Source organism: Nonomuraea sp. H19 (genome assembly GCF_052068215.1).
Lineage (GTDB): Bacteria > Actinomycetota > Actinomycetes > Streptosporangiales > Streptosporangiaceae > Nonomuraea.
The window spans coordinates 1-1,731 of the sequence record NZ_JBQHCV010000109.1; the positions used below are offsets into that span (position 1 = coordinate 1).

General features: G+C 65.3%; 2 protein-coding genes. One reads left to right on the forward strand and one right to left on the reverse strand.

Annotation, left to right across the window (positions count from 1 at the left end; all coding sequences use genetic code 11):
• On the forward strand, nucleotides 1-987 hold a 987-nt coding region (locus ACTMTI_RS56770; protein ID WP_441129390.1), incomplete at its 5' end, for a hypothetical protein.
• Between the two features lie 229 nt (nucleotides 988-1,216).
• On the opposite strand, the gene ACTMTI_RS56775 is transcribed toward ACTMTI_RS56770, so the two are convergent.
• Nucleotides 1,217-1,606, reverse strand: a complete 390-nt coding sequence (locus ACTMTI_RS56775) for a hypothetical protein (RefSeq protein ID WP_441129391.1) — start codon at nucleotides 1,604-1,606, stop codon at nucleotides 1,217-1,219.
• Between the last annotated feature and the right edge of the window lie 125 nt (nucleotides 1,607-1,731).

The following is a 1,731-nucleotide window of genomic DNA, read 5'->3' on the forward strand; positions in this document are numbered from 1 at the left end:
TCCATCGAATTCGTCACCATCGAGGCGGACGACACCGCAGCGGCCTTCTACGCCGAGGCCTTCGATTTGGGTGTACGGCTGCGCGTCCGCGACTCTTCGGCGCCGACGACAGGCTTCCGCGGGTTCACCGTGTCGCTCATCGTCTCCCAGCCAGCCAACGCCGACGCCCTCATCGACGCCGCCCTTGTGGGCGGCGCCAAGACGCTGAAGCCCGCGGCGAAGTCGCTGTGGGGTTACGGCGGCGTGGTGCAGGCCCCGGACGGGACGATCTGGACGGTCGCGTCATCCTCGAAGAAGGACACCGCCTCGGCCTCCCGGCAGGTCGACGACATCGTCCTCCAGCTGGGCGTCGAGGACGTGGCGGCGACCAAGCAGTTCTACATCGACCGCGGGCTCGCTGTGACGAAGCGCTACGGCCGCAAATACGTCGAGTTCGGCGATCCGGCGAGCCCCGTCAAACTGTCCCTCTACAAGCGCCGCGCCCTCGCCAAGGTCGCGGGCGTCGCCCCCGAAGGCTCCGGCTTCGCACCGGCTCGTCATCGGTGGCGACGCCGGCTCCTTCACCGACCCCGACGGCTTCGTCTGGGAGAGCTAGAGCTTTTCGTGAGTCCAGCCCGCTCGCCAGGCTCCGTAAGAAACGGTGTGCGCGCTACCGCAGGAGGAAGGGCCGCTGCGGCCGCATCTGTGCTTCCCGATCTCCAGCCGGCTGACCTTCCCGCGCTCGAGGCCGTAGTGCGCTTTCCACCATTTCCAGACACCGGGTCCCTGTCCCCTTGTGCAAACCGCTTCGACGCGGGCGAGGTTGAAGGCCCGTTCCCGTCCGTGACTGTAGCCGGTGGGAAAGGCATAGATGAATCTGATGTGCTTCTCGTCGTATTTGTATCGCGGGATTGCGGCGTCGTAGTGCTTCACCGGCGACCCCTTCGTGCAGTTACCGCCCCACGAGGTATAGAGGAAGTAAGGCGGCGACGCCGAAGCCGCTGGTGAAGCGACAACTGTCGCACCCGTGACCGCCATGGTCGCGACCAGCCCCACAGCGAGTCTTTTCGCCGCTAACTTGATTGTTTCCCTCATGCTCACGCCTTTCGTCGCATCGCTGGGAAACCTACAAGCAGGCGGTATATTCAAGGTATGTCCGGTTATTTCGCAGGGTGACCCGCAAAGTCTTCATCGCAGGTCAGGTGCCGTTTGGGACTGAGAGCCTGCTGACAAAGGCTTAAGCGCTCGATGAGGTGTAGGCGTAGAGCGCCGGTCCGATCTTGTGGATGTAGCCCTGGTGGGACCACTGCGAGAGCTGGACACGGAAGCTGTTGACGTTGTCGATGCCGAGGATGGCGGCCAGCTCGCTCCCTCGCCAGGCGCGCCAGGGCTGGGCGGCGAGAAGTTCCAGGACCTTGCCGCGTCGGTCGGAGCTGGTCAGCTCTGGGAGCGGCAGGGGGTCGCCCCAACGGGCATGAGGTGGTTGACCTGCTAGTTCGCGTGCCAGGCGGCGGGTCATCTGGTGAACGGCGGCCCACCAGATGAAGGCTTCGTGATGCTCGGGCTTGCGTTCGTAGATCCGCACCAGCCGCCGATAGCGCATCAGCCAGGCGAATGAGCGTTCCACGACCCCAACGGCGGGGCAGGACGACGAAGCCGCGTCGTCCACTGCGCTTGACGATGGCGACCGTCAGGCGCAGGACGTCTCGTGCCCAGGTGACCAGGCGTCCGGCGTAGCCGCCATCGGCCCAG